Annotated in this window: 22 protein-coding genes; 15 read left to right on the plus strand and 7 right to left on the minus strand. The window is 71.0% G+C overall.

What is annotated here, in order from left to right:
- Positions 1-18 precede the first annotated feature (18 nt).
- Both E1267_RS07410 and E1267_RS07415 read left to right on the plus strand, forming a co-directional pair.
- Positions 19-639 (plus strand): HAD family hydrolase, encoded by a 621-nt coding sequence (locus E1267_RS07410; protein ID WP_220449371.1) that lies wholly within the window; start codon positions 19-21, stop codon positions 637-639.
- Between the two features lie 90 nt (positions 640-729).
- Positions 730-1125 (plus strand): cold-shock protein, encoded by a 396-nt coding sequence (locus E1267_RS07415; RefSeq protein ID WP_132331104.1) that lies wholly within the window; start codon positions 730-732, stop codon positions 1123-1125.
- A 5-nt stretch (positions 1126-1130) separates the two neighbouring features.
- On the opposite strand, the gene E1267_RS07420 is transcribed toward E1267_RS07415, so the two are convergent.
- On the minus strand, positions 1131-2666 hold the full coding sequence (locus E1267_RS07420) for an MFS transporter (protein WP_132331106.1): 1536 nt from the start codon (positions 2664-2666) through the stop codon (positions 1131-1133).
- A 125-nt stretch (positions 2667-2791) separates the two neighbouring features.
- On the opposite strand from E1267_RS07420, the gene E1267_RS07425 reads away from it, so the two are divergent.
- Both E1267_RS07425 and E1267_RS07430 read left to right on the plus strand, forming a co-directional pair.
- A complete protein-coding gene (locus tag E1267_RS07425) occupies positions 2792-3592 on the plus strand; it encodes a DUF3027 domain-containing protein (RefSeq protein WP_132331108.1) in 801 nt (266 codons plus the stop codon).
- Between the two features lie 113 nt (positions 3593-3705).
- Positions 3706-6738, plus strand: a complete 3033-nt coding sequence (locus tag E1267_RS07430) for a sacsin N-terminal ATP-binding-like domain-containing protein (RefSeq protein ID WP_132331110.1) — start codon at positions 3706-3708, stop codon at positions 6736-6738.
- Between the two features lie 100 nt (positions 6739-6838).
- Here E1267_RS07430 and E1267_RS07435 read toward each other — a convergent pair whose 3' ends face one another.
- Together E1267_RS07435 and E1267_RS07440 are read right to left on the minus strand one after the other, a co-directional pair.
- On the minus strand, positions 6839-8314 hold the full coding sequence (locus E1267_RS07435; RefSeq protein ID WP_132331112.1) for an alpha/beta hydrolase: 1476 nt from the start codon (positions 8312-8314) through the stop codon (positions 6839-6841).
- A 116-nt stretch (positions 8315-8430) separates the two neighbouring features.
- Positions 8431-8643, minus strand: coding sequence for a DUF2530 domain-containing protein (locus E1267_RS07440; RefSeq protein WP_132331113.1), 213 nt, complete (start codon positions 8641-8643; stop codon positions 8431-8433).
- Positions 8644-8725: 82 nt separating this feature from the next.
- On the opposite strand from E1267_RS07440, the gene E1267_RS07445 reads away from it, so the two are divergent.
- The 4 genes from E1267_RS07445 (at position 8726) to thpR (ending at position 12576) form a co-directional block, all read left to right on the plus strand.
- Entirely contained in the window at positions 8726-10168 is a 1443-nt protein-coding gene (locus E1267_RS07445; RefSeq protein ID WP_132331115.1) for an NCS2 family permease, read from the plus strand.
- 111 nt (positions 10169-10279) lie between these two features.
- Positions 10280-10732 (plus strand): MarR family winged helix-turn-helix transcriptional regulator, encoded by a 453-nt coding sequence (locus tag E1267_RS07450; protein WP_132331117.1) that lies wholly within the window; start codon positions 10280-10282, stop codon positions 10730-10732.
- A 26-nt stretch (positions 10733-10758) separates the two neighbouring features.
- Positions 10759-11982, plus strand: coding sequence for an MFS transporter (locus tag E1267_RS07455; protein ID WP_132331119.1), 1224 nt, complete (start codon positions 10759-10761; stop codon positions 11980-11982).
- A gap of 36 nt (positions 11983-12018) precedes the next feature.
- A complete protein-coding gene (thpR, locus tag E1267_RS07460) occupies positions 12019-12576 on the plus strand; it encodes an RNA 2',3'-cyclic phosphodiesterase (RefSeq protein ID WP_132331121.1) in 558 nt (185 codons plus the stop codon).
- Positions 12577-12673: 97 nt separating this feature from the next.
- Here thpR and E1267_RS07465 read toward each other — a convergent pair whose 3' ends face one another.
- Positions 12674-13642 carry an aldo/keto reductase gene (locus E1267_RS07465; protein ID WP_132331123.1) on the minus strand — a complete coding sequence of 323 codons (969 nt, stop codon included), beginning with the start codon at positions 13640-13642 and terminating at the stop codon, positions 12674-12676.
- Between the two features lie 97 nt (positions 13643-13739).
- Between E1267_RS07465 and E1267_RS07470 the strand changes: the two genes are divergently transcribed.
- Complete coding sequence (locus E1267_RS07470) at positions 13740-14996, plus strand: MATE family efflux transporter (RefSeq protein ID WP_132331124.1); 1257 nt, start codon at positions 13740-13742, stop codon at positions 14994-14996.
- A 3-nt stretch (positions 14997-14999) separates the two neighbouring features.
- On the opposite strand, the gene E1267_RS07475 is transcribed toward E1267_RS07470, so the two are convergent.
- A complete protein-coding gene (locus tag E1267_RS07475; protein WP_132331126.1) occupies positions 15000-15314 on the minus strand; it encodes a hypothetical protein in 315 nt (104 codons plus the stop codon).
- 137 nt (positions 15315-15451) lie between these two features.
- On the opposite strand from E1267_RS07475, the gene E1267_RS07480 reads away from it, so the two are divergent.
- Positions 15452-16465: an esterase-like activity of phytase family protein gene (locus tag E1267_RS07480; RefSeq protein WP_132331128.1), complete on the plus strand. Its 1014-nt coding sequence runs from the start codon at positions 15452-15454 to the stop codon at positions 16463-16465.
- 11 nt (positions 16466-16476) lie between these two features.
- On the opposite strand, the gene E1267_RS47150 is transcribed toward E1267_RS07480, so the two are convergent.
- Together E1267_RS47150 and E1267_RS07485 are read right to left on the minus strand one after the other, a co-directional pair.
- A complete protein-coding gene (locus E1267_RS47150) occupies positions 16477-16602 on the minus strand; it encodes a hypothetical protein (RefSeq protein ID WP_281283597.1) in 126 nt (41 codons plus the stop codon).
- Positions 16603-16651: 49 nt separating this feature from the next.
- Complete coding sequence (locus E1267_RS07485) at positions 16652-17050, minus strand: hypothetical protein (RefSeq protein ID WP_132331130.1); 399 nt, start codon at positions 17048-17050, stop codon at positions 16652-16654.
- A 195-nt stretch (positions 17051-17245) separates the two neighbouring features.
- Here E1267_RS07485 and lhgO point away from each other — a divergent pair, with 195 nt between their 5' ends.
- From lhgO to E1267_RS07510, 5 genes are all read left to right on the plus strand, one after another.
- Positions 17246-18484, plus strand: a complete 1239-nt coding sequence (gene lhgO, locus E1267_RS07490) for an L-2-hydroxyglutarate oxidase (protein WP_132331132.1) — start codon at positions 17246-17248, stop codon at positions 18482-18484.
- A 17-nt stretch (positions 18485-18501) separates the two neighbouring features.
- On the plus strand, positions 18502-19194 hold the full coding sequence (locus E1267_RS07495; RefSeq protein ID WP_246063592.1) for a response regulator transcription factor: 693 nt from the start codon (positions 18502-18504) through the stop codon (positions 19192-19194).
- The gene (locus tag E1267_RS07500; protein WP_132331136.1) at positions 19194-20606 is read left to right on the plus strand and encodes a sensor histidine kinase; all 1413 of its coding nucleotides are present in this window, start codon (positions 19194-19196) and stop codon (positions 20604-20606) included. The genes E1267_RS07495 and E1267_RS07500 overlap by 1 nt, the downstream gene beginning before the upstream one ends.
- Before the next feature lie 65 nt (positions 20607-20671).
- Positions 20672-21328: a response regulator transcription factor gene (locus E1267_RS07505; protein ID WP_132331153.1), complete on the plus strand. Its 657-nt coding sequence runs from the start codon at positions 20672-20674 to the stop codon at positions 21326-21328.
- Positions 21329-21390: 62 nt separating this feature from the next.
- On the plus strand, positions 21391-23081 hold a 1691-nt coding region (locus E1267_RS07510; RefSeq protein WP_132331138.1), incomplete at its 3' end, for a P-loop NTPase family protein.

The raw sequence follows: 23081 nt of genomic DNA on the forward strand, positions 1-23081 counted from the left end.
GTTTGGCATCCTGCTCTTGTGGTGACTTCGGTGGGGTTCGACCTTGACATGACTTTGGCCGACACGCGGGCGGGGATCGCGGCCACCTACGACGAGCTGGCCGTCCGTCTCGGCGTGCCCTTTGACAGTGCGGCGATCGTGCGCAGGCTGGGCCCTCCGCTGGAGAGGGAACTGGCCAACTGGCTGCCGCCTGAGGCGGTGCCCGCGGCAGCCGATCTCTATCGTCAGATATATCCGGAATTGGGAGTTCCGGTGCACACGGCGATGGCGGGCGCGTACGACGCGATCGAGGCCGTGCGCGCGGCCGGCGGACGGGTCATCGTGGTCACCGGCAAGAACCTCAGGGACGCGATCGGCACCGTCAAGCTGCTCGGGCTGGCCGTGGACGAGGTGGTCGGCTCGCTGTTCGGCGCCCGGAAGGGATCGGCACTCGCGCGGTTCGGTGCGGCGGCTTATGTTGGTGACCATGTCGCGGACATCGAGGCGGCACGTGCGGGTGGCGCGGTGAGCGTGACCGTCGCGACGGGCCCTTACACGGCTGGAGAGCTGCAAGATCACGGAGCTGACGTGGCGTTGCCCGACCTGACCGATTTCGCCGCCTGGTTCGCCGCCTGGCGCACACAAGCGGAACTCGGCTAATTCGCTGCCGTTTACCCGGTCGCCCTGGCGCTCTTCGGGGCATAACCTACATCCATCCTTCTTTTTCGACTGTTTGAACGAGGTCCTCCTGTGCCGAGTGGCAAGGTCAAGTGGTACGACGCCGACAAGGGATTCGGCTTCCTCACCCGCGACGACGGTGGTGAGGTCTTCGTGCATTCATCCGCGCTGCCCACCGGCGCAGGCCCGCTCAAGCCCGGCCAGAAGGTCGAGTTCGGCGTGGCCGAGGGCCGCCGGGGCCAGCAGGCGCTCTCGGTCCGCATCCTTGAGCAGCCGCCGACGCTGGCCAAGGTCAAGCCCAAGGGCAAGCGGAAGAAGCCGGACGAGATGGTGGTCATCGTCGAAGACCTGATCAAGTTGCTCGACGGCGTGTCGACCTCCTACCAGCGGGGCAAGCACCCGGACGCGGCGCACGCCAAGAAGATCGCGCAGGTGCTGCGGGCGGTCGCCGACGACCTCGACGCGTAGGGCGTTCAGCCGTTGGGATTGGTCAGCGGCTTGGTCGGGTCGAGGTTGTCCTGACGCTGGTGCGGCTGGTGCGGCTGCTGGGCGGCGGCCTCGGCGCGCTGCCGGTGCAGCTTGGCGTCGGCGGCGCGGGCGTGCTTGATCCTGGAGACCAGCAGCCATGCGAGCGCGGCGGTCAGCGCGACCGCCAGCGTGACGAGCCCGGCGGTGCTGCTCTGCGACAGCGAGAGCACCAGCCCGGCCAGCCCGCCGAGCACCCAGGCGAGCTGAAGCACGGCCTCGACCACGCCGAACGTCGACGAGCGCACCTCCTCGCCGATCTCGCGCTGCACGATCGCGTCGAGCGCCAGCTTGCCCAGCTCCTGCGCGAACGCCGTGATCAGCGAGATGGCCAGCGCGGCCCACAGACCGAAGAAGATCGCCGTCAGGACGGTGGTGACGCTGGTCACGGCCAGGGTGGCCAGCACGATGAGCTGCGGCGCGTGGTTGCGGGTCCAGTTGGCGACGGCGGCGCCCGCCAGCCCGCCCAGCCCGGCCGCCGCCGCGAGGAGAGCGATCGTCTTGGGGATGTCGAAGAACGGGTCGGCCGCCACCTGTGATCGCGTCGCCGCCAGCCACGGAACCGCGCGGTCCTGCACCAGGAACAGCAGGAAGAACAGCAGGAATCCGGAGAAGACCCGGACGGCCACGTTGGCCCACACCGCCTCGGCGACCGTGGGGCCCACCTTGAGCAGCGTGCGCCAGCGGGGTGCGGCGCCCTCCTCCTCCAGGTCGGGCGAGTCGATGTGCCGCGGCAGGCGTACGGCGGCGACCCCGAGCAGCAGGAAGGCCACCATCGCGATGCGCAGCACCGCCGCGCTGCCCAGCCACGCGGTCAGCCCCGCTCCGACCGGCACCACCACGCCCGCGGAGACCAGCGTGAACAGCGCCACCCTAGCGTTGGCCGACACCAGCGTGATGTCGGCGGGCAGCACGCTCGGCATGATCGCCGCTCTGGACACGTTGTGCGCCTTCGACAACACCAGCACGCCCAGCGCCCCGATGAACAACGTCGGCAGGTCGCCCGGCCCCACCGCGGCGGCCATGGCGAAGCACAGCAGCCCCCGCCCGAACAGCGTGCCCGCGATCACGTAGCGCCGCCCCGACCTGAACCGGTCGAGGATCGGCCCCACGAACGGCGCGAGCAGCGCGAACGGCAACATCGTGATGACGAGGTAGAGGGCGACCGACCCGCGTGCCTCCCCGACGGGCACCCCGAAGAACACCGTGCTCGCCAGCGCCACCGTGACGAGCGCGTCGCTCGCGCTGTTGCCGGCCGACAGCTCGATCAGGCGGCCGAGCCCGGTGCGGCCGGCGCCGTCGGCGTGGGTGAGGCGGCGCGTGGCCCGGCCCACCTTCTGCGCGCCCTTCGCGGTGACCTTGCCCGCCCGCGCGGTGCCGCTGGCCGTGGCCTTGCTCGCGCGCAGGCTGGCACGGCCCGCGTCGGCGACGCCGTGCGCCATCCGCCGCGAGACCTCGCGGGCCCGCTCCCAGCCTCCCTGCACGCCTACCAGTCTTACCCGATTCGTCGCCGATCTCGGAGCGGGATCCCCCGTTGTGGGACTTCCAGGTCCCGCCATGGGTGAGAATGAAGTGTGAGCGAACAGCACCTTTCGGCGGAGGCGGTCCGATGAGCCGCACCAGGGCCCGCGTCTCCGCTCCCGACCAGGCTTGTGTCGCCGCGGTCGATCTGGCGCGCGCCGCGGCCGAGGAGCTGGCGCGTCCGGGCGAGCCGGGCGAGCACCTCGGTTACGAGGGCGAGGGCGACCGGATCGTCACCCACTACTTCGCCTGCCTCGACCGCGCCTATCGCGGCTGGCGCTGGGCCGTCACCGTCACGCGTGCCTCCCGTGCGAAGAAGGTCACGGTCAGCGAGGCGGTCCTGCTGCCCGGTTCCGGGGCGCTGCTGGCGCCCGAGTGGCTGCCGTGGAGCGAGCGGCTGCGGCCGGGCGACCTCGGTGTGGGCGATCTGCTGCCGACCGCGGAAGACGACGACAGGCTGGCGCCGGGTTTCACCGAGACCGACGACGACACCGATCGCCAGATGGTTTTCGAATACGGCCTGGGCCGAGCCCGTGTGCTCTCGGCCATCGGCAGAGACCGGGCTGCCAGACGCTGGCACGCGGGCGAGCACGGGCCGCACACTCCGATCGCACACGCCGCTCCCGCGCAGTGCTCCACCTGCGGCTTCTACTGGTTGCTCGCGGGTGAGCTGAGGCTGTCGTTCGGCGTCTGCGCCAACGAATACGCCCCCGACGACGGCAGGGTGGTGGCCGCCGACCACGGTTGCGGCGCCCACTCCGAGGCCGCCGTGCTGCCGGCACCCGTGGAGCAGGCCATCCCCATCCTCGACGACCTCGGTTACGACCTGATGGAGGAGGAGACGGGCTCGGTCGACGCGTCCGCCTCCGAGGAGCTCGGCCACTCCTGAGGGCGCATGCGCGACGCCGTGAGGGTAGGTGGGGCGCGAGACGCGCGCCTCACCTGTCGGTGAGGGCCGCTAACCTACGGTGGCCCCCTATCTTCACACCAGGATCGTGATAGATGAGCGACACCTACGGCACCGAACGGATGCGAGCGGCCGTGCTCTCCGCCTGGACGGCCTCGCCTGCCCGGTTCCGCGAAGACGCCAACGCGGAGGAGGACTTCGCGCTCGGCGGTTACCGCGACCGGCTGATCGTCGAGTTGGCACAGAACGCCGCCGACGCCGCGCTGCAGGCGGGCGTGCCAGGGGTGCTGCGGCTGACCCTCCAGGGCAGCGTGCTGACGGCCGCCAACACCGGCGCGCCCCTCGACGCCACGGGCGTCGAGGGCCTGTCGACGCTGCGGGTCTCCGGCAAGCGCGACGACGCCGGCGCGGCGGGGCGCTTCGGCGTCGGGTTCGCGGCGGTGGTCTCGGTCTGCGACGAGCCGGCCATCGGCTCGCGTGGCCTCGGCTCCGTGCGCTGGTCGCGCGCCGACACCTCCGCCGCGGTGGCGGAGATCCCCGAGCTCGCCTCCGAGCTGGCCGACCGTTCGGGCCACGTCCCGCTGCTGCGGCTGCCGTTCGACGCGCCGCCGCTCGACGTGCCCGACGGTTTCGACACCCTCGTCCGCCTTCCGCTGCGCGACCAGGCCGCCGTCGACGCGGTGCGGCGCATGCTCACCGAGACCAGCCCCGCGCTGCTGCTCGGCATGCCCGCGCTGGAGTCCATCGTGATCGATCTCGACGGGTCGGTCCGCACGGTCGTCGCCGACGGCTGGCACGTCGTGTCCGAGTCGGGCCAGTTCACGCCCGACGAGGTGAGCAGGCTCTTCGCCGACCGGCCCACCGAGGAGCGCGCCCGCCCCTACTGGTCGCTGCGCTGGGCGATCCCTGTCACCGGCACCGGCGAGCCGGGCGCGCTGCCCGACACGGTTCCGTCCGTCGTGCACGCGCCCACGCCCAGCGACGAGCCGCTCGACCTGCCCGCGCTGCTGATCGCGTCGTTCCCGATGGCCACCGACCGCCGCCACGTCGCCAAGGGCCCGCTCACCGACTTCCTGGTCGAGCGGGTGGCCGACGCCTACGTCCGGCTGCTCCAGGAGCTGCCGCGCACGTCCAGGCTGCTCGACCTGGTGCCGTCCCTCATGGGCAAGGGCGAGCTCGACGCCCGCGTCCGCAGGGCCGTGCTGGCCCGGCTGCCCGAGACGCCGCTGCTGCCCGCGCTGTCGGCGCCCGCGCCGGCCGTCCGGACCCCCTCGTTCGCCGAGGCCGAGGTCTACGAGCCCGACGCCGAGTGGCGGGTCGAACATCCGGCGGCGGAGCCGGGCGACGACGGATGGGTGGTCCCGGGCCGCGAGGCCGCCGTCGTGGCGGGTGCCTCCGCCGAGCTGCTCGCGACGGTCGCCGGCTTCGTCCCCGGGCTGCTGCCCGCGGGCTGGCCGGCCCGCCATCCGGCCATGACGTCGCTGGGCGTGCGCAGGGTCGAGCTGGCCGACGTCGTCGACCTGCTGTCGGGCGAGGCCGTGGAGGCGCGCGAGCCGTCGTGGTGGCGCTCGCTCTACGACGTGCTGCCCGTCGACGACCCCGAGTCGCTGGGGGCGTTGCCGGTGCCGCTCGCCGACGGGCGGCTCGTGCGGGGGCCGCGCGGCACGCTCATCCTGGCCGACGCAGGCGCGGGCCTCGACCTGACGCCGCTCGGGCTGCGCATCGTGCACCCGGAGGCCGCCCATCCCGCGCTGCTGCGGCTCGGCGCCGCCGAGGCCACGCCCCGTACGATCCTCGACGACCCGCTGACCAAGGCCGCCGTCGCGCAGTCGCTCGACAGCCCCGACCCCGAGCCGGTGGCGCGGGCCGTGCTGTCCCTGGTGGAGGCGTCAGGGCTGGCGCCCGGCGAGGCGCCGTGGCTGGCCGAGCTGGCCCTGCGCGGCACCGACGGCGAGCTCTACCCCGCGGGCGAGCTCATGCTGGCCGACGGGGCCCTGGCCGGGCTGGTCGAGCCCGGCACCCATCTCGGCGTGGCCGCCTCCGAGCTGGCCGAGACCTACGGCTCGCGCGTGCTCGCCGCCGCCGGCGTGCTCGACGGTTTCGCGCTCGTGCACGAGTCCGACGTGCTGCTCGACCACGACGAGTGCGACCACGACCTCGACGGCGAGGACGAATGGCTCGACCACGTGCTCGACCTGCTGCCCGAGCTCGACGTGCCGCCGCTGGTGCCCGAGTTCGTGGCGGTGCGCGACCTGGAGCTCGTGGCCGACTGGCCGGCCGCGCTCGCCCTGCTGACCAGGCCGCCGCTGCGCGCCGCCCTCCACCCGCTGCGCATCGAGGGGGTGGAGGTGCCCTCCTACACCGCGTGGTGGCTGGCCGGCCATCCCGTGCTCGGCGGGCGCAAGCCGCTTGAGCAGCGGCTCCCCGGCGCCGACCCGCTGCTGCAGGGCCTCTACGCCGACGCTCCCGCGGGCCTCGACGAGGGCGCGTTGTCCATGCTCGGCACACGCACCACGCTGTCCGCGCTGCTCGACTCCCACGGCGGCCCCGAGGAACTGCTCGACCTCATGGCCGACGAGTCGATCGAGGTCGACCGGGCGCAACTGCGCGCCCTGTGGGTCGCCCTGGCCGCCGTCGACCCCTCGCGGGTGGCGCCGCCCTCCCGCCTGAGGGCGGTGCTCAAGGGCTCCATCGTGGTGGCGCCGGCCGACGACGTCGTGGTGGTCGAAGCCCCTGACCTGCTCCAGCTCGTCGCCGACCGGCCGCTGGTGCTGGCCCCCTACGATCTGGCCGAGGCGCTGTCGGAGCTGCTCGACCTGCCGCTGGCGGGAGAGCTCACCTCCGGTGAGGTCACCTCCCAGGGCGAGGTCATGCGGGTGCCGGGCGAGGTGCGGTCCCTGCTGCCGATGGCGCCGGAGACGTACGTCCAGCACGAGAAGCTGCTCGTGGACGGGGTCGAGTGCTCGTGGCGGTTCTTCGAGGGGTCGGTGCACTGCACGGGGGTCGACGGGCTGGCCAGAGGGCTGGCGTGGGCGACGGGGCAGTGGAACGACCGGCTCGCGGTGGCCGCCCTGCTGCGTGACCCCCAGGCGGTGCCCCTCCTGCTCGCCGAGGCCGACCTCTCCTGACCCGCACGCCCGACCTGCGCGTGCGCCGCCGCGCGGTCCGGGCATGTCGGTACGACAGCCGGACACCCCCGCGCGGCGCGTGGGGGTGCGGTGGGGACGGTCAGGCGGGGCAGGTGCTGCCGTCGTCGGGCGCCTTGCCCTCCACCAGGTACGCGTCCACCGTCTTCATGACGCACCCGTTGCCGCTGAGGTAGGCGCCGTGGCCCTCGCCCTCGTAGGTGAGCAGGACACCGGTCTTGAGCTGTCCGGTGAGAGCGGGGGCCCACCGGTACGGCGTGGCCGGGTCGCCCTTGGTGCCGACCACGACGATGGGCGCGGACCCTGTCGCGTCGATGCGCTTGGCCTCGTCGTTGCCGGGCACCGGCCAGTGCGCGCACGACTCGCCCGAACCCTCGACCGACAGGATGGGGAAGATCTTCTTGATCTTGGCGTTGGTCCTGGCGGTCTCGGCGGCCGTGGGCCGGTCCGCGTTGTCGACACAGTTGATGGCCTGCAGGCTCGTCATGACCGTCGAGTAGGTGCCGTCGGCCTTGCGGCCGGTGTAGGAGTCGGCCAGGGCGAGCAGCGCTGTGCCGTTCCCCTTGAGCGCCGCGGCGGCGGCCTGTTCCAGCATCGGCCAGGTCGCCTTGGCGTACAGCGGGGTGATGACGGCGAGCTGGGCCATGCTGTAGGTGAGTTCGCGGTCGCCGACCTTGAGCGGTTCCTGCTTGAGCTTGTCGAGCAGGTCCTCGACGGTCTTCTCGACGGCCGCGGGGTCGGCACCGAGTTCGCAACTCTGTGCCACGCAGTCCTTGGCGAACGCGTCGAAGGCCTGGTCGAAGCCGGTGGCCTGGATGACGGCGCGCTCATCGAAGGTCACCGTCGGGTCGAAGGCGCCGTCGAGGACGAACCGGCCGACGTTCTTGGGGAAGTGGGTGGCGTAGACGGCGCCGAGGTGGGTGCCGTAGGAGAAGCCGAGATAGTTGAGCTGCTCGTCGCCGACCGCGCCTCTGATGAGGTCGAGGTCCTTGGCGGCGTTCACGGTGCCGACGTGCGGCAGGATCTTGCCGGAGTCCTGCCGGCAGGCCTGGGCGAACTCCTTGGCCGCCCGGTCCGCGTCGGCCTCCGCCTCGGCGGACAGGAGCTTGTCGACCTGGCCCCCGCACTTGACGCCGGCGCTGCGCTCGACGCCGCGCGGGTCGAAGCTGACCAGGTCGTAGCGCTGGTTCAGGCCGGCGAAGGCCCGGCCGGCCACCGCCAGCGTGTCCACTCCCGACGCGCCGGGGCCGCCGAAGTTGAACACGAGCGAGCCGAGCCGGTCTCCGGTGGCCTTCATGCGGATCAGGGCGAGGTCGATCTTCTCGCCGGCGGGATCGGCATGGTCCAGGGGGACCTGGATCGTGCCGCACTCGGTGCCGGCGGCAGGGGCGACCGGCTTGCCGTCAGGGCCCACCAGATCCGTGCACCGGGCCCAGGCCACGCTTCCCGTGTCCGTGTCCTTGGCGGCGTCCTTGGCGGCCGGGGCGGGCTCGCCGGTGCTGCCGCAGGCCGTGAGAACCGCCGCGCCCAGGAGGAATGTCGCTATGGGCTTCTTCATGCCTATAAGCATGGTTCACCGGAGATGTGCTGACGTAGTGGGTTGAGACACCACTTAGCTGTGACTTCGGGGAACGGCGGGAGATGACGAATGTCAGCGCGTACGGACGACTCCGGTCACTCCCGGCCGGATCTGCGCACGAACCAGATGCCGAACAGGCCGAAGGCGACCCCGGTCACGCAGGTCCAGATCCACCACGTGTTCTCCGGGGCGGGGCGGAAGAGCAGCAGGGCGACCAGGGCGACGGCCCAGACGGCGGTGCCGACGGCCACGGCGGCGGTGTCGTTGGTCTCGATCGGCTCAGGGTCGGGGTGCCACTCCTGCTTCACGTGTCCACCCTAGCTTGCAATAGGGTCTCGAAATCATTACTGGCTCTTTCCGCAGCTCACCGCGACTGCCACTGTTCGCGTCGTGAGCGACACACGTAACAAAATAGATCGTTTCTTCGCAATCTCGGCACGAGGTTCCACGCTCTCCCGCGAGGTGCGGGGCGGCCTGGCCACGTTCTTCACCATGGCCTACATCGTGGTGCTGAACCCGATCATCATCGCCACCGGCACGGATGTGGAGAAACAGGTCATCGGCGACGGCACCACGCCGAACGTGGCGCTGGTCGCGGCGGGGACCGCCTTCGTGGCGGGCGTGCTGACGATCCTCATGGGCGTCATCGCCCGCGTGCCGTTCGCCATGGCGGCCGGGCTCGGCCTGAACGCCTTCGTCACCTTCAACCTGGCCAGTGTGATGACGTGGGAGGAGGCCATGGGCCTGGTCTTCCTCGAAGGCGTCATCATCGCCGTCCTGGTGCTGACCGGGCTCAGGGTGGCGGTGTTCCGCGCCATTCCCGCACAGCTCAAGACCGCGATCAGCGTCGGCATCGGTTTGTTCATCGCGCTGATCGGTTTCGTGGACGCCGGGTTCGTACGGCGGGTGCCGGCGGGGCCGCCGCTGGAGATGGGCATCGGGGGCAACCTCACCTCGTGGCCGATCTTCGTGTTCGTGGTCGGGCTGCTGGCGACGGCGGCGATGGTGGCGCGGAAGGTCAAGGGCGCGATCCTGCTCGGCATCGTGGGCACGACCGTGCTGGCGATCATCGTGGAGCTGCTCACCAAGTCGGGCGCGTTCTCGGCCGAGAACCCCGGCGGCTGGCAGCTGAACGTGCCCACGATGCCCGAACAGGTCCTCGGCTTCCACAACCCGCTGGTGCTGTTCACGGAGTTCGACCCCTTCGGGGCGTTCAGCCGGATCTCGGTGCTGCTGGCCGTGTTGTTCGTCTTCACTCTGCTCATCACCGACTTCTTCGACACCATGGGGACCATGGTGGGCGTCGGTCGCCAGGCGAACCTGATCCAGGAGGACGGTACGCTCCCGCGTACGAAGCAGATCCTGCTCGTCGACTCGATCGGCGCGGCGGCGGGCGGCGCGGGCTCCGTCTCCTCCAACACCACCTACATCGAGTCGGCCGCAGGAGTCGGCGAGGGCGCGCGTACGGGGCTGGCGAGCGTGGTCACCGGCGTGCTGTTCCTGGTGGCGATCTTCTTCGCGCCGCTCGTCACGGTGGTGCCGTACGAGGCCGCGGCCCCCGCGCTGGTCGTCGTCGGCTTCCTGATGATGACCGCGATCCGCGACATCGACTGGAACGACTACGAGATCGCCATCCCGGCGTTCCTCACCGTCGTGGTCATGCCCTTCACCTACTCGGTCTCGAACGGCATCGGCGCCGGCTTCGTCAGCTACGTGCTGATCAAGGTGGTGCGGGGCAGGGCGAGGGAGATCCACCCGCTGCTGTGGGCGGTCACGATCCTCTTCGTGCTCTACTTCGCGATCGGCCCGATCCGCGCGCTCTTCGGTGTCTGACCAGGTGGAAGCCGCCCTGCGCATGCGGGGCGGCTTCCTGGTATCCAGGAGGGCAAGAACCGATTAGGGAAATACTCCGGCTTCCCTTATAGTTAGCAAAGGTAATGACTCATGCTAACCAAACCCCAGCACAAGACGGACCTGCGCAGCGACGCAGGCCTGGCTTCGGCCTTGCGCGTTTCTATGGCAAGGCTGACCAGGCGCCTACGACGACAAGCAGCGGCACACTCGCTGACGCCCACCCAGTTCGCGACGCTCGCCGCCGTGGAACGGCATTCCGGGATAACCCCCGGCGAATTGGCCGAGCTCGAGAAGGTGCAGCCGCCCTCGATGACGCGCGTGATCGCCAAGCTCGAGGAGCGCGGCCTGGTCGCGCGCACGCCGCACCCGATCGACCGGCGCCAGGTGACCGTGACCGTGACCGAGGCCGCCGAGAAACTCCTGAAGGAGGAGCGACGCCGCAAGGAGGCGTGGCTGACACAGCGGTTGAAAGACCTGTCCTCCGAGGAGAGGGCGATTCTGCGGCAGGCGGCACCCATTCTGGAGAAGCTCAGCCGGATATAGAGGAGCCTGACGAACCCAGGACCGGGATGTTCCGGTCGCTCAGGGTTTACAACTACCGCATGTTCGCAGCCGGGGGCGCGGTCTCCAACGTCGGCACCTGGCTGCAGCGCACCGCCCAGGACTGGCTGGTGCTCGACCTGACCAACGGCAGCGCGGCGGCGCTCGGCACCGCGACCGCGCTGCAGTTCCTGCCCATGCTGCTGTTCGGCATGTTCGGCGGCGTGCTGGCCGACCGCTATCCCAAGCGGCCCATCCTCGTCACCGCCCAGGTGCTGATGGCCTCTCTCGCACTGACCATAGGCGTGCTGACGATGACCGGCGCGGCCCAGGTGTGGCACGTGTACGCGATGGCGTTCCTGCTCGGCATGATCTCCTGCGTCGAGGTGCCGACCCGGCAGGCGTTCGTGGTCGAGATGGTCGGCCGTAACGATCTGCCCAACGCGATCGCCCTGAACAGCTCCATCTTCAACCTGGCCCGTGTGGTCGGCCCGGCGCTCGCCGGTCTGCTGATCTACGTGCTGGGCGGGACCGGCCCGATCTTCCTGATCAACGCGCTGACGTTCGGCGCCGTGATCTCCAGCCTGGTCTTCATGCGCAGGTCGGAGCTGAACGTCTCCGAGCCCGTGCCGAGAGCCAGAGGCCAGCTCCGCGAGGGGCTGCGCTACGTGGTGCGGCACGAGGAACTGCTTATGCCTGTGCTGCTCATCGGGTTCGTGTCGATGTTCTCGCAGTCGTTCTCGATGTCGATCGCGCTCATGGCGCGCGAGGTGTTCAAGGCCGGCGCGTCCTCGTTCGGCCTGGCCTCCAGCATGTTCGCGGTGGGCGCGCTCGGAGGGGCGCTGCTGGCGGCGCGCAGGGCGCGGTTGTCGCGCAAGGTGCTCTTCGCCGGGGCGATCGGCTTCGGCCTGTTCCAGATAGCGACGGCGCTGGCCCCGTTCTACCCCGTCTACCTGCTGCTGCTGGTTCCCACCGGCATCGCGTTGATCACCATCAACACGGCCGCGAACGCCAGCGTCCAGCTCGCCACCTCCCCCGACATGCGGGGGCGGGTCATGGGCATCTACATGCTGGTCTTCACCGGCGGGGCGCCGCTCGGGGCGCCGCTCATCGGCTGGCTGTCCGAGCTGGGCGGGCCGCGGGCGGGCGTCATGCTGTCGGGCGTGCTCGTCCTCGCGGGCACGGGACTGGCGGTCCTCGTGACACGGCTGATCAGCCGGCGGGTACGCAGGCCGAGCCTCGCCACGGCCTGAGTGACCGGCCCCGGCCACGGGGCACAATCGGATGGCATGAGGCTCTTCGCTGCCCTGGTGCCGCCCGACGAGGTGCTGGACGAGCTCTCCCGCGCGATCGCGCCGCACGTCGGGCAGGTGCCGGGCCTGCGCTGGCCCGGCCGGGCCACCTGGCACATCACGCTGGCGTTCTTCGGCGAGGTGCCCGAGCGGGCGCTGCCCGAGCTGGAGTCGCGCCTGGCCCGTGCCGTACACCGCCACAGCGCGCTCGACCTGGCCCTCGACGGGTTCGGCGGGTTCTCGTCCGCCCGCAGGGCGCGGGTCCTGTGGGTGGGCGTCACGGGCGACTCCATGACCCGGCTCGCCCACTCCGTCAAGGCGGGCGCCCGCAGGGCGGGGGCCGCGCAGACGGACGGCAAACGGTTTCACCCGCATCTGACGCTGGCCAGGGCCAAGACGGAGACGGACCTCCGCCCGCTGATCGAGTCGCTGTCGGGATTCAGCGGCTCGCCGTGGCGGGCGGAGCACGTCCGTCTCGTCCGCAGCCACACAGGACCGCAGGTGAGGTACGAGTCACTCGCCGAATGGGCGCTCGCATCCTCCGGGCGGGGCTAGGCTCCAGGGCGTGGACCGTCCTCGCTCCTGGTTGCTGCCCATCGTGCTCGGCCTGCTGCTGCTGATCGTCGTGATCGGCACGCTGCTGACCTGAGTCTCACCAGGCGTAGTCCTCCGGCGCGGTGCGGTGGCCGGGGAAGATCTCGTCCAGGCGGGCCAGGGCGTCCTCGTCCAGCTCGATCTCCAGGGTGCGCATGCTGCCGTCGAGCTGCTCCAGCGTACGCGGGCCGATGATCGGCGCGGTGACCGCGCGCTGCTTGAGCAGCCAGGCGAGGGCCACATAGGCGGGGTCCTCGTTCAGCTCGTCGCAGAACTTCTCGTACTGCTCGATCTTGTCGCGGTGCTTCTCGAGCTGCTTGACCATGGTGTCCGAGGCCGAACGGCCCTTGTCGATCTTGCGCAGCACGCCACCGAGCAGGCCGCCGGCCAGCGGGCTCCACGGGATCACGCCGAGTCCGTAGTCCTCACAGGCGGGCAGCACCTCAAGCTCGACCGCTCGGGTGAGCAGGTTGTAGTGCGACTGCTCGCTCACCAGCCCGTTGAAGTTGCGCCGGGAGGCGCTCTCCTGGGCCTTGGCGATGTGCCAGCCGGCGAAGTTCGACGACCCCACGTAAATGATCTTGCCCTGCTGTCGCAGGACGTCCATGGCCTCCCAGAACTCGTCGAACGGGGTGTTCCTGTCGATGTGGTGCGCCTGGTAGATGTCGATGTAGTCGGTCTGCAGCCGCTTGAGTGAGGCGTCGCAGGCCTTGCGGATGTTGAGCGCCGACAGCTTCTGGTCGTTCGGCCACTCGCTCATCCCGCCGTACAGCTTGGTCGCGATCACCGTCTTCTCCCGGCGTCCGCCGCCCTGCGCGAACCACCGGCCGATGATGTTCTCGGTGATGCCTTCGCCGAGCTTCCAGCCGTACACGTTGGCGGTGTCGAAGAAGTTGATCCCCAGCTCGTGGGCCCTGTCCATGATCGCGAAGGAGTCTTCCTCCGTGGTCTGCGGGCCGAAGTTCATCGTGCCGAGGCACAGCGGGCTCACGTGGAGCCCGCTGCGTCCGAGATTGACGTAGTCCATGCTTCCAACCCTAAGTACCTGGAGTGTGCTCCAGGCCATAGGCTTCATTCATGATCTACAGAGAAATGGGGCACTTCCTGCCGCGCTGTCTCCCCTCGTGATCGCCCTGCTCAGGGCGGCCGTCCCGCTCTTCCTGGCCATGGTGACGGGCATGTTCGGCTCGCTGGTGGTCACGTCCGTGCTCGGCCGGTACGACACCGTGGCCCTCGCCGCCTTCGCCGTCATGTCCGCCGTGCTCACCCCGGCGTCCGCCACGGTGCAGGGAGCGCTGCGCGGGCTCGGGCCGTTCGTCGCCCAGCACAAAGACTCGCCCGCGACGGCCGTGCCGATCGTGCGGGACGCGCGCTGGCTGGCCATGGCCGCCGGCACGGTGGGCGCGCTCGCGGTGACCTGCGTTCCGCTGCTGGCGCACGCCACGGGGGTGCCCGGCGAGGTGGTGCGCGAGCTGGGCGCGCTGCCGTACCTCGTCGCGGTCTACCTCCTCGTCTTCGCCTCGACGGGCGGCGCGAGCACCATCCTGGTGGCGCTCGGGCACCACCGCAGCGTGCTGTGGCCGACCCTGACGTTCGGGCTGCTGCTGAGCGTGCTCACCGTGGCGCTGGTGCCGCCGCTCGGGCTGACCGGGGTGGGCATCGCGTGGGTGGTCGGGGGAGTCGCGGCGGCGGTCGTGGCGAGTCTCCTGCTGCGCCGCGCGCTCGGCGGCCCCATCGGGCAGGCCAGGCCCCGGATCGGCGAGATCGTCAAGCTGGCGAGGGTCAGCGTGCCGCTGGCGGGCACCGTACTGATCAAGTTCGGGGTGCTCGGAGTCGTCACTCTCGCGGCGGGCGGGACCGGCGCGCGCGACACCGCCGCGCATGCCGTGCTGACCATGCTCACCGCGTTCATGATGATGGCCTCGCTCGCCATCGGGCAGGTCTCGGTGCCGGAGATCGCCCGCGCCGCCGACCCGGCGGCGGCGCGGCGGGCCAACAGGAGCGCGGCCCTGCTCGCGCTCGCCGCCACGCTCGCCGGGGCGGGACTGCTGCTGGCGTTCGGCTCGCCGCTGGTCACGCTGTTCAGCGACGACCCGGCGGTACGCGAACGCGTGCTCGCGCTGCTGCCGCTGATGACGCTGGCGGCGGTGGCCGACGCGGCCCAGGCGGTGCAGGGGACCGGGCTCACCGCGCTCAAGCGTTCGGGGGCCAGCCTGGGCTACTTCGCCATCGGGTACGGGCTCCTGGTCCTGGCCGCCGTTCCCGTGGCCAGGACCTGGGGCATCACCGGGCTGTGGATGGCCATGGCGGTGGCCAACGTGCTGCTGGTGGGGCTCCAGGGCACCGGTTTCCACCGCCACAGCGCCAAGGTGGCTGGTTAGGGCTCAGGAGCGGCACTGACCCGCGCTGGTGAGCTGAGAGGCCGTGGCCCAGTAGCCGGAGGTGGTCTTCACCCGTCCGCCCTCGGCTGAGCCCTGGTAGACACTGATGATGTTCCCGGCCTTCCACGTTCCGTTGTAGCGAGGGGTGTTGGGGCCCCGCCATCTGGGAGTCTCCCGCTTCACCTCGAAGGGACAGATGACGGCTGCGGTCGTGGCCGAGGCGGTGGCGCTTGCGGCGGGCGCGGCGACCAGCGCGGCGCCTCCCGCCATCACGGTAGCGGCGAGCATCACAGCAAGACGGTTCGTTTTTGTGATCATGTCGCCAGGTTAGGACGCGGCCGGTTCGGTGTCGTTGGCGCTGAGTAGCGAGATTCTTGGCGCTGCATCCACTCCGGCGTGCGTTCCCGGGCCTGTCGTGCGGACCGGGTGGCCGGTGGGTGGGGCATGATGGCCGCGTGGGGGATGTCGTGATCAGGGTGCTCGCGGTCGTCACGGCGATCTGCTGTCTGTCCGCCGTTCCCGCCTACGCGGCGGACGACGGCACCGAGAAGCTCTTCACCTTCCGCGATCCCGAAATCACGGAGTCCAGCGGGCTGGCCGTGTCGCCGACGCACGACGGCGTCTACTACACGCACAACGACAGCGCCGCCGCCCCCACCTTCTACGCCGTCGACGGGAAGGGCCGTACGAAGGCGACCTTCCAGGTGCAGGGCGCCCAGGCGCGGGACTGGGAGGCGATGGCGGCGTCCAAGGACCCGGAGACGGGCCGGGGCGTGCTCTGGTTTGCCGACATCGGCGACAATCTGGACGGCGCCTGGCCCGACATTTCCGTTTATCGCGTCATGGAGCCGCGAACGCTGCGCGACGCCACCCTGCCCGCGACCCGCTACCGCTTCCGCTACGCCGACGGGGCCCGCAACGCCGAAGGGCTCATGATCAACCCCAGGTCCGGCCGGCTCTACGTGGTGTCCAAGGAGTTCGCGGGCTCGGTCTACGCGGCGCCGAAGAGACTTCGTACCGGCCGGACGAACATCCTGCGCAAGGTCGCCGGCGCCCCCATCATGGCCACGGACGCCGCCTACGCCCCCGACGGCTCGTCGTACGTCATCCGCACCTACTTCTCCGCCACCCTCTACCGGCCCTCCGGCGAGACGATCGCCAAGGTGACGATGCCGGAGCTCGAACAGGCCGAGTCGATCGCCTACACCGCCGACGGCACGGCGCTGCTGGTCGGCTCGGAGGGGCCGCGCAGCCCGGTCTACCGGGTGCCGCTGCCCGAGCGTGCCACCCCCACCCCGACACCCGAAGCGACCCCGGAGGAGACCCGTGACGAGGAGGCAGCCGGGTCGACGCGGGCGGCCTCCGACTCCGGCGCGTCCGGCCTGACGGTCAAGGACGTGCTCATCTGGCTGATCGCGGCCGCCACTGCCGTGGGCGTCATCACGTTACTGGCCCGCCGTACCCGCTGAGCTCCCGCCGGTCAACGGCCGGAGCGCCGCATCGTGCCGGCGATCGCCGCGATGATCGCGGCCCGGGCGAACGTGAACCCCGACGCGACCCGCACCAACCCGGCGCCGATGAGACCGCCGACCACGTTGACCAGCACCACGCCGTTCCAGGGACCGGTCGGTCCGTTGGCGTGCGGACGTCCTGCCTCAGCCCGGTGGGGGACCTGAAGGCCGCCCGAGCCCACGCATCGTGGCGGTGAACAGGTCGCCGCGCAGCGCCCGCTCCACGACCTCGACGGAGCGCGACAGGCGCACCAGCCGCGGCCCCTCCTGCCGGTAGGTGTCGAGCACCGCCTCGATGGCGTGCGGCGGCAGGTGCCCTTTGAGGTCGACGGCGGCCGCCCGGTAACCCGCGCGGGCGGCCTCGACGGCTGAGAGGACGTGGTGCCTGGCCATGCCGGCCAGCGCGACGGGGTGCCGCCTGAGCACGTCGTAGGCGCGGTAGTCGGGCGGAACCGCGTCGAGCAGCCAGGCCACCGCCGAGGTCTCCCAGTCGGGCACGCTGGGCGGACGGACCTCGGGCGGCCACTCCGGCGGCAGATACATGGGTCCATCGTACTCACGTTCGATTCTGGTTCATGAGGCTGCAGGAAGCTGGTGGTCATGGCGGCGGCCGGCGTGTCGATGCCGTCCTGGACTGGGAGTTCAGCTATTCGGGCGGTTCTTCGGTCACCTGGTCCATGCGACACCAGCCCGTGGCCCGCGAAGAAGCACGTACGGTCGCCACCTTTTCGCCCGGATATGGCGGGCACGGGTGGAAGGTCCGAGAATTGTCATGTGACGGAGAAGATCGGGATCGTGGGCGCGGGCATCGTGGGCCTGGCGGTGGCGCGGCAGCTGGCCGAGTCCAGGGGCGCCGAGGTGACGGTGCTGGAGAAGGAGGGCCGCGTCGGCGCTCACCAGACCGGCCACAACAGCGGCGTCGTGCACGCGGGCATCTATTACCCGCCGGGCTCGCTCAAGGCCAGGTTGTGCCGCGAGGGTGTGGTGCTGCTCAAGGACTACTGCGCCGCGCACGCGCTGCCGTACCACGAGGTCGGCAAGCTGGTCGTGGCGAGCACCACGGCAGAGCGGCCGCGGCTGAGCGCCCTGGCCGAGCGGGCCAGGGCCAACGGGGTGCCGGGCATCACCGAGTTGGACGGGCTGGCGCTGCGCGAGGTCGAGCCGCACGCGGTCGGCGTCGGCGCCGTCCACTCGCCGCACACCGCGATCTGCGACTTCGCCGCCGTCGCGCGCCGGCTCGCGCAGGACGTGGCGGAGCTGGGCGGGTCCGTACGCCTCGCGCACCCGGTCCGGGCGATCAGGGAACGCCCCGGAGGCGTGGAGGTGCTGGCCGGACGGCGGAAATTGTCCTTCGACCGCCTTGTGGTGTGCGGCGGCCTGAACACCGACGCGGTGGCCCGGATGGCGGGCTCACCGGGGGACGTCAGGATCGTCCCGTTCAGGGGCGACTTCTACGCGCTCAAGCGCGCGGCCAAGGACCTGGTCCGGGGGCTGATCTACCCGGTGCCCGATCCGCGCTACCCGTTCCTGGGGGTTCACCTGACGCGGCAGACCGACGGCCGGGTGCTGGCGGGGCCGAACGCGGTGCTCGCCCTGGCCTATGAGGGTTACGGTTCTGCCGTGCGATGGCGAAACTACTGCAATTTTCGGCAAATTCTTGGATGGCCGGGGACGTTGCGCCTGGCCCGGGCCCATTGGCGTACCGGACTCAGGGAACTCCACGGCTCCCTCGTCAAACGCGAGTTCCTGCGCGCCACCCGCCGCTACGTCCCCGCGCTCACCGCTTCCGACCTGGAGCGCACCGAGGGTGGCGTACGCGCCCAGGCGGTGTCACGGGACGGCCGCATGGTCGACGACTTCGTCGTGGACGTACACGGGCGGGTGGTGCTCGTACGCAACGCACCCTCGCCCGCCGCGACGTCCAGCCTGGCCATTGCCCGGCACATTGCCGGAATTGTCCCAGCACCCGTCCGATGAGTGCATCCTTGGATGTGATGGAAGCACGCCTGCTGATCGTCGAGGACGATCCGAACATCCTCGAGCTCCTCGCCGCGAGCCTGAGATTCGCGGGTTTCGACGTGACCACCGCCAAGAGCGGCCTCGACGCCGTGGCCGCCGTACAACGGCACAGGCCCGACCTCGTGGTGCTCGACGTCATGCTGCCCGACCTGGACGGATTCGAGATCGTCAGGCGGCTGCGAGGCGGCGGACTGCGCACGCCGGTGGTGTTCCTGACCGCCCGCGACGAGACCGAGGACAAGATCCGCGGACTCACCATCGGCGGGGACGACTACGTGACCAAGCCGTTCAGCCTGGAGGAGGTGATCGCCAGGATCCACGCGGTGTTGCGCCGTACGAGCGGGGAGCCGCAGTCGGCGCCGCCGAGGCTGACGTTCGCCGACATCGAGCTGGACGAGGAGAGCCACGAGGTGTGGCGCGGCGGCAACGCCGTGGCGCTGTCGCCGACCGAGTTCAAGCTCCTGCGGTACTTCATGACGAACGCCGGCCGGGTCCTGTCCAAGCCGCAGATTCTCGACCACGTGTGGGACTACGACTTCAGGGGCGAGGTCGGCATCGTCGAGTCGTACGTCTCCGTGCTCCGCCGCAAGATCGACAATCGCAGCCCGCGGCTCATCCACACGCTGCGCGGTGTCGGCTACGTCCTCCGCCTGCCGCCGAGCCCCTGATGCGCGGCCTGCCGCTGCGGATCAAGCTGATCGCGTCGATGCTGGCCCTGCTGGGCTTCGGCATGACCTTCATCGGCCTGGTGAGCGTCTCGGTCCTGCACGGCTACCTCATCGACCGGGTCGACAGCCAGCTCCACCTGCTCAGCCTGCGCATGCACAAGAAGGTGCTGAGCGACTGGAGGAGGGACAGGGAGACCTCCGACCGGCCGATCGCCATCGAGTCCGACGCGATCGTGCTGGTCAAGGAGCCGGGCGCCATGTTCGAGCCGATGCTGACCCATCGCGACGTCGACATGAAGCCGAAGCCGATCCTGCAGGCCGCGCCCGGAGCCGAGCCCTACAACGCGCCCGCGATCAGGGGCGACGGCGAGTGGCGGGTGCTGGAGAGCATGGTGCGCAAGCGCACCCTCGTCGTCGCGGTGGACCTGGAGGAGGTCGACGCCATCACCCGGCGGCTCGTGCTCATCGAACTGCTCGGCGGTGGCGGCATCCTGCTCATCCTGGCCGTCGTGGGCATCACGATCGTGCGGCGCAGCATGCGTCCCCTCGCCCAGATCGAGCGTACGGCCGAGGCCATCGCGGCCGGCGAGCTGGGCAGGCGGGTGCCCGACGGCGACCCGCGTACGGAGGTGGGCCGCCTGGCCAGGTCGCTGAACGGGATGCTGGCGCAGATCGAGGCCGCCTTCGCCGCCAGGTCGGACTCGGAGGCGGCTGCCAGGCGCTCCGAGGTGCGCATGCGCGAGTTCGTCGGGGACGCCTCCCACGAGCTGCGCACCCCGCTGACCTCCATCCGCGGCTTCGCCGAGTACGCCAGGCAGAACCCCGGCGCCGACCCCACCGAGCTGATGCAGCGCGTCGAGAAGGCCGCCGGGCGGATGAGCCTGCTGGTGGACGACCTGCTGCTGCTGGCCAGGGTGGACCAGCAGCGCCCGCTGAAGATGCGCCCGGTCGACATGCTGGCGCTGGCGGCCGACGCCGTGCACGATGCCAGGATCCTGGCGCCCGACCGTACGGTGAAGCTCGACGTGGTCGGTGGCGCGGCCCTGATCGTCTCCGGCGACGAGGTGCGCCTGCGCCAGATCATCAGCAACCTCGTCACCAACGCCATCATCCACACCGAGCCGGGCACGCCGATCACTGTGCGTGCGGGGGCGGGCGCCGGCACACTTTTCCTCGAAGTGGTCGACAGCGGCCCCGGGCTCACCCCCGACCAGCTCGACCGGGTCTTCGAACGCTTCTACCGGGCCGACTCCGCCCGCTCGCGCCGCCGGTCGGGCGAGGACCGGGGGAGTGGGCTCGGCCTGGCGATCGTCCAGGCGCTGGTGGCGGCCCACGGCGGCACGGTGACGGTCGAGAGCTCGCCCGAGGACGGCTCGACCTTCCGGGTGGAACTCCCACTTGCCTTGGAGTGAGCCTTCAGCAAACCCTCAGGTGAATTTGTCACGCTGAGTAGGTGACGAAACCCGAGGCGCTGATCATGGTGGTGGACGACGAACCCAGCATCAGGGACCTCCTCTCCGCCAGCCTGCGCTTCTCCGGTTTCGAGGTGCTGACCGCCGCCGACGGGCAGGAGGCCGTCGAGGTCGCCGAACGTGCCTCGCCCGACCTGGTCGTGCTCGACGTGATGCTGCCCGACCTCGACGGGTTCGAGGTGGCCAAGCGGATCGGCACGCCCGTGTTGTTCCTGACCGCCCGCGACGCCACCGAGGACAAGATAGCGGGGCTGCGGGTCGGCGACGACTACGTGACCAAGCCGTTCAGCCTCGAAGAGGTGCAGGCCAGGATCCGCGCGGTGCTGCGGCGTACGCGCGGCGAGGGCGGTCCTCCCAGCAGGCTCAAGGTGGCCGACCTGGAACTGGACGAGGACGCGCGCGAGGTGTGGCGGGGCGACCGGCAGGTGCGGTTGTCGCCGACCGAGTTCAAGCTGCTGCACTACTTCATGGTCAACGCCGGGCGCGTCTTGTCGAAGGCGCAGATCCTCGACCACGTCTGGAACTACGACTTCGGCGGCGACGCGGGCGTGGTCGAGTCGTACGTCTCCTATCTCAGGCGCAAGGTCGACGACGTCGAGCCGCGGCTCATCCACACGCTGCGCAGCGTCGGCTACGTGCTGAGAGAGCCGCCCCCGGGCTGAGCGCGCGGCAACACCTCGGCACCGGGCCGGTGAATGTGGTTCACGCTGGGTAGCGTGGGTTCATGGACTTGCTGGGCGCGTTGGAGACCCTGCGCCGGCCACTCGACCGTGAGTTGTTCCCGCTGGCGATCGGGGACAGCGCGGCCGACAGGCGGGCGCTGCGCGAGCTGACCGGCCAGCTCGACGACTACCTGCTGCCCCGGCTGCGCTCCCTCGACGCGCCGCTGCTGGCCGTCGTCGGCGGATCCACCGGCGCGGGCAAGTCCACGCTGGTCAACTCGCTGGTCGGGGCCGACGTCGCCGAGCCGGGCGTGCTGCGGCCCACGACGCTGGTGCCCACGCTCGTGGTCAGCCCCGCCGACCGCGACTGGTTCATGGGCCAGAACGTGCTCCCCGGCCTGTCCCGGGGCACCGGCGACGGCCCCGGGGCCCTGCGGGTGGTGACCTCCGACGCGCTCGGCGCCGGGCTCGCGCTGCTCGACGCCCCCGACATCGACTCCGTGGTGACCGCCAACAGGCAACTGGCCGCCCAGCTCCTCGCCGCCGCCGATCTGTGGTTGTTCGTCACCACCGCGGCCCGCTACGCAGACGAGGTGCCGTGGGGCTTCCTGCGTTCCGCCCGCGAACGCAGCACCGCGCTCGCCGTCGTCCTCGACAGGGTGCCGTCCGACGCCCTCGAGCCCGTCTCGCGCGACCTGTCCCGCCTCCTCGCCGAGAACGGCCTGGAGGACACCCGGCTGTTCACCGTCCCCGAGGTGCCGCTGCCCGACGAGAAGGCCCGGCTGCCCCGCGAGACGGTGCGGCCCGTCGCCGACTGGCTCACGGAGCTGGCCGCCGACGCCGCCGAAAGGTCCCGCGTCGTACGCCGGACGCTGTCGGGGGCGCTCGACAGCCTCGCAACCCGGGTGCCCTCGCTGGCCGGGGCCGTCGACCGCCAGCGCGCCGCCTTCGACGGCCTGCGCTCGATCGTCACGGGAGCGTACGCCGGTGGCATGGCCGACTTCGACGAAGGCATGCGCGACGGGTCGCTGCTGCGGGGTGAGGTGCTGGCCCGCTGGCAGGACTTCATCGGCACCGGCGACCTCATGCGCTCGCTGGAGAGCCGGGTCGGCCGGCTGCGCGACCGCGTCGTCGGCTTCTTCACGGGACGGGTGCCCGAGCTCCGGCTCAGGGACGCCCTGGAGAGCGGCGTCGAGTCCCTCATCAGGGGCGCCGCCGACGGCGCCGCCGAACGTGCCCTGGAAGGGTGGTCCGCCGCGCCCGGCGGCCCCGGGCTGCTCGAACGGCTCGGCGCGGTCGAGTCCGCCCGGCTCGGCCGTGCCTCGCCCGAACTGGCCAAGCGGGTCGAGGCGGCGGTGCGGGGGTGGCAGGAGTTCGTGCTCGACCTCGTACGCGAGGAGGGGGCCGACAGGCGCACGACCGCGCGCGTGGCGTCCTTCGGGGTGAACGGGGCCGGGCTGCTGCTCATGCTGGGCGTGTTCGCCTCCACAGGAGGGTTGACCGGGATCGAGGTGGGGATCGCCGGCGGGACGAGCGTGCTGACCCAGAAGCTGCTGGAGGCCGTCTTCGGCGACCAGGCGGTGCGTACGCTGACCGTGCGGGCCAGGGAGGACCTGCGCGAGCGGGTACGCACCCTGCTGGCCGAGGAGGCGGCCCGGTTCACCGCCCAGCTGGAGGTGGTCGAGCCGCCCGCGGATGCGCTGCGCACGGCGCTGGAGCGCATCCAGGCCCACCGCACCGAACTCCCCGCTCC

Origin of the sequence: Nonomuraea longispora (genome assembly GCF_004348345.1) — a bacterium.
GTDB lineage: Bacteria > Actinomycetota > Actinomycetes > Streptosporangiales > Streptosporangiaceae > Nonomuraea > Nonomuraea longispora.